The sequence below is a fragment of the Methanobrevibacter oralis genome, assembly GCF_001639275.1.
Taxonomy (GTDB): Archaea; Methanobacteriota; Methanobacteria; order Methanobacteriales; family Methanobacteriaceae; genus Methanocatella; species Methanocatella oralis.
In genome coordinates this window covers 1-5689 of record NZ_LWMU01000098.1, presented here as the reverse complement: position 1 = coordinate 5689, position 5689 = coordinate 1, and the positions used below count along the sequence as shown (strand labels likewise).

The 5689-nt window shown below is 26.7% G+C and carries 1 protein-coding gene; it reads left to right on the top strand.

Translation table 11 applies throughout. The annotated features are described in order from the left end of the window. Positions 1 to 412: 412 nt before the first annotated feature. Positions 413 to 5044 carry a right-handed parallel beta-helix repeat-containing protein gene (locus tag MBORA_RS08210; protein ID WP_063720531.1) on the top strand — a complete coding sequence of 1544 codons (4632 nt, stop codon included), beginning with the start codon at positions 413 to 415 and terminating at the stop codon, positions 5042 to 5044. Positions 5045 to 5689: the final 645 nt, after the last annotated feature.

The following is a 5689-nucleotide window of genomic DNA, read 5'->3' as shown; positions in this document are numbered from 1 at the left end:
TTAGTATGGTTTTTGAAAATTTAATTTGTGGAATCAATTAGAAAATTTTAATATATATTGTCAAAAAAAGATTTGGTTTACATGAAAATCAAAGCACCATCTAATAAAAAAAGAGATAAAGAGAAATATTATCATAAATGCAAATTAAACGTACAAGATAGTTTTTAGAAAAATTAAAAACCTTAGCTTTACAGCAGTGCAATAGACTAAAAATATTTATATAATGTCATAACTATATTAACAAATATGTAGGAAAAAAACTAATTTAAATAAAGTTTAATATTTAAATAGATTTTAATTATTAATTCATTTAATTATTAATTATTTAATTATCAAAATTTTTAATTTTTGTAAATGCTTTGATTAATTCTACTTGAATAGTTTCCTATTAATTTAAATGGAGGTTTTATATTTGGAATTAAAGTTGAGATATATAGCTGTAATTATAATATTATCTGTATTAATAATTTCAATATCAGATGTGGTTGCTTTAGATAATAATTCTGATCTAAATGTTGTATCAGATTATGACAATAGCTATATTTCAAATGGTTCAACAATTAATGGTGATTCCATTATTGAAGATATAGAATATGAAAATATTGATATATCTGTTTCATTTAATTCATCAATTAGAGAAAAAAAAGATTATGGCTCCGATTTTAGAAGCACTATAACTGCTAGTAGTAATGACTGTAATGATATTCAAAATGCAATTAGTAGTGCAAGTAATGGAGATACAATAAACTTAAGAAATTCAAGAAGCACTATAACTGTTAGTGGTAATAACTTTATTGATATTCAAAATGCAATTAATAGTGCAAGTAATGGAGATACAATAAACTTAGGAAGTTCAAAAGTTTACACTAGAGGTACTTTTACAACAGGTTATATTGGTTTTATAAATGTTAATAAAATGTTGAATTTCATAGGTTCTAATGTTGTTTTAGATAGTCAAAATGGCGGGGGTATATTTTATATTCCTGAAACAGTTTCACAAGTAAGTATTGCTGGAATTATCTTTAAGAATGGTTATAGAATACCATCTGGTTTATGGATAGGTGGTAGTGCTATTCATGCTAAAAAAAATACGAAAGTTATAATTTCGAGCTGTCAATTTGATAAAAACACGGCTAATGGTACAATTCAGGGTGGTTCGATTTATATAGGCCCGAATTGTGAATTAACTTGTAATAATTGTAATTTTACCAATAATAGTATTAATAATCCTTGGGGTGGTGGAGGTGCTATTTTTGCTGAAAATGCTACTTTAACTCTTATGAATTGTAATTTTATCAATAATACCGCTAATTATAGAGGTGGAGGAGTTTTTGGACTTTATTTATTAAATGCAAATATAAAAAATTGTAATTTTATTAATAACTCTGCAACAAGATTATCTGGAGGATTAGCTTTAATTGATTTAGAAAATGCTTCTGTTAAAAATAAATTAGTTGAAAATTGTGTTTTTGATAGTAATGTTGCAGCTGGGAAATATGATGCTACTGCAGGTGAATATATTGGTGGTAGTGAAGCTGCATTTGGTATACATAATGCAATTATAAGAAATTGTAGTATTATTAATAATTATTCTCCAGGTAGTGATATTGAGGATAGTGGTACTGGATCTAGTGTACGTTCTTGTGATGTTTATGATTGCTATTTTAATAACAATAAAAATAAATATGGGCATGCGGCAGGAATGTGTACTCATAATACAAATGGAGTAACATCTAATGTATATAATTGTGTTTTCAGTAATAATAATGCACTTTTTACTGGTGCTGTATATACTCATGATGGAAGTCTTTTAAAGAACTGTACTTTTTTTAATAATTCAGCAAATAGGATTAAATCTCCAAGAAATAGTTCATATATTGGTGGAGAAGGAGGTGCTGTTGGTGCAGCAGGTGATTCTATTAACATAAAGAATTGTACTTTTTATTATAATATTGCTTCAAAAGGAGCAGCTATCATGATTGGAGGATTACCTTATCCATATATGGAAGGTACTACTTATGGTAATAATGCTAATATTTCGGACTGTTATATTTATAATAATATAGCTACTCAAGAAGGTGGTGCTGTTCATATTACAGGTAATAATGCTTCTTTTCAAAATTCTGTTTTTATTAATAACACTGCTAAAAATGGTGATGGTGGTGCTATTTATATTAAAGGTGATAATTCTGTAATTTTAAATAATACTTTTACAAATCATAAAAATTTACTTCATGGAACGATATATGTTATTGGTAGTAATACTTTAATTAATAAAGCTAATTTCACTGATAATAATGCGATTTATGGTGCTGGAGTATATATTAATGGTTATAATACAAAAATTGTTAATTCTTCTTTTGAAAAAAATAATGCTAGTTATGCTGGTGGAGTGTATATTATAGGTGATAAAGCTGTTATATCCAATAGTAATTTTTCTGATAATAATGTATCTGTTACTGGGGGGGCAGTTTATATAGAAGGTTCTAATGCTAAAATAAAAAGTTCTAACTTTTTAAAGAATAATGCGATTCCGTCAGTATTAAACTTGGATGATGGTCTTGGTGGAGCAATTTATATAAAAGGAGATAATAATGCTGTTGAAGATAGTTTATTTGATAATAACACAGCTCGTAACGGTTCAGCTATTTACACTGATGGTATAAATTTTGTTATTAATAATACTAAATTTAACATGAATCAAGCATGGTCTTATTTATTAAATATTAGTGTTGAACCATCTTTAAGTTATTATATGCAATCTAATCAAGTTATTAATGTAACTCATATTGGTGGAAATAATATTGCAAATGCAATTTATAATACAGTATTACCCTCTCAAATATTTTTTTATAATGTAACATATACTACTTCTAAGTTTGGATTAAAAACAACAGGGGCTAGTGAAATACATCCAGTATTAGGTGCTGAAAATAGTCAAGATGGTTTATTATTATATCAAGACAATCGTGAAGATTACCAAAGAATACATCTAAAAGTAATAAATGTTGAAACTGGGGACGTCGTTTATGATAATAATAACTCAGAAATAACTGGTATTTATGGTAATATTAGTGCAATTTTGAGTGGTCTTACAGTTGGAAATTATTCAGTAAATGTAAGTCATGAGGAAGATCCATATTATAAAGCTATTATTAATTCCACTATTTTTAAAATTTTACCAATTGTTGATATAGATGTAGTTAAAAATAGTGATAAGAATATTTATTTCCTTAATGAAACAGTTTTATTTACTATTACTGTATCTAATAAAGGATTAAATAATGCAACAGGTGTAGTACTTAAAGATATATTACCAAATGGATTAAAATATATTTCACATAATGCGACTAAAGGAAGTTATAATTATTTAAATGGTTTATGGACAATTGGAGAATTAAATAAAGATTCAGTTGTTTTTTTAACTATATTAGCTCAAGCTACAAAGCTTGGTTATATTGTTAATAATGCTAATGTAAGTGCTAATGAAGCTGAAACCAATTATACCAATAATTTTGCTAATAAAACTATAGAAGTAACTTTATTCCATGAAAAAACTGTTGACAATGATAATCCTCTTGTTGATCAAGTTATTAAATATAATTTAACAGTAACTAATGTTGGTAATTCAACATATATAGAAAATATTACTTTAATTGATGATTTGCCTGAGGGTCTTGAATATGCAGGAAATTTCACTATTATTGGTGGAACTTTAATTAATTTTATTAATAATGGTAAAAAATTAATATGGATAATTAAGGATATTTATCCAAATACTTCTGCTATAATTACTGTTAGTATTAAAGTTATGAATAATGGGACTTGGGTTAATAATTTAACAATAAATAATGTTACAGTTAATGAAACAGTTAATGTTCCTGAGGTTGTTCCTGGTAAGACTGTTAACAATACTAGTCCTAATTTTGGTGATAAGGTAAGTTATACTGTGACTGTTTCTAATGATGGTTCTGCTGATTCTAATAATTTGGTTGTTGTGGATACATTGGATCCTGGTTTGGTTTTTGTTGGTGCGTCTGATGGTGGTGTTTATAATGGTGCTGCTCGTACTATTACTTGGGTTGTTAATTTAACTAAGGGTGGTTCTAAGGTTTTCTATGTTAATGTTACTGTTAATGCTTATGGTGTTTTGAATAATACTGTTAGTGTTGGTAATAAGACTGCTCGTGTTAATGTGACTGTTCCTGAGGTTGTTCCTGGTAAGACTGTTAACAATACTAGTCCTAATTTTGGTGATAAGGTAAGTTATACTGTGACTGTTTCTAATGATGGTTCTGCTGATTCTAATAATTTGGTTGTTGTGGATACATTGGATCCTGGTTTGGTTTTTGTTGGTGCGTCTGATGGTGGTGTTTATAATGGTGCTGCTCGTACTATTACTTGGGTTGTTAATTTAACTAAGGGTGGTTCTAAGGTTTTCTATGTTAATGTTACTGTTAATGCTTATGGTGTTTTGAATAATACTGTTAGTGTTGGTAATAAAACTGTAAAATGTACTATTAAATCTAATGCTTTAGCTGATTTAGAAATTAAAGTTGTAGCAAATAAACATATTGTTCATATTGGAGATACTGTTATTTGGACCGTTACTGTGAAAAACAATGGTCCTAATAAATCTATCAATGTTGTTGCAACAGATATTTTACCAAATTCTTTAAAATTAATTTCATACACAGTTTCTAAAGGCACATATAACGTAACAACTGGAAAATGGAATATTGGAGACTTAGAAAACAAAGAAGTAGCTGTTATTATCTTTATTACTAAATCTCTACGCACTGGTAAAATTACCAACAATGCTAAGGTTATCGGAGATACTTTTGATCCTAATATGGAAAATAATTTTGATAATGATACTATAAAAGTTATCTCACAAGATAAACCAATTAATCCTGATGGAGGTAATAATTCTAAAATACATAATGCAAAAACAACAATCAAAATGGAAAATACCGGCAATCCTCTATTAATAATATTTTTATGTATTTTAACTATATTATTAATTGGATTTAAAAGAAAATAATCATGTTAATATATGGAAGTTTTTATTCCATCTTAACAATTTTTTTTCTTTTTGAATGCCCACCAAAATTAATCTTTTTATTTTTTTAAAAAATTCTTTCATATTTAAATTCTTTACTTTTCAAAATTCCTTTAATTATAACAAAAACTTCTATTAACCATATATAACTTATTCAACATGATTAATAGACCTCAAACACAACGTAGAAGAAAAAAACCAAAAAAAAAACAACAACAAAATACCCAAATATGTATACAAAACCAAAGATTAACACATTAATTGGAAACAAAAAAGAAGAACTCCCCCAACTCCTAACAGATAATCAAGAAGAAATACAAACAATAGTTAAGAAATAATTGATATAGCCAAAAAAAATTTGGTTTACACGAAAATTAAACCATCATCAAATGAAATAATTAGATAAAAAGAAATTTTATAATAAAAAATGTAAATCAAACATACAAGATAGTTTTTAAAAAATTAAAAACCATTATCTTGACAGCAATGTAATATCCTATTATAGTTTTTCTCGAAAAGTTTATACCATATAAATTACAAATTAATATTCATGGTAAAAAATAGCAAAAAAATTGAAGGACATCTTGAATTGGATGAAATTAAAGAGGTTATGAAAGAATATAAAGA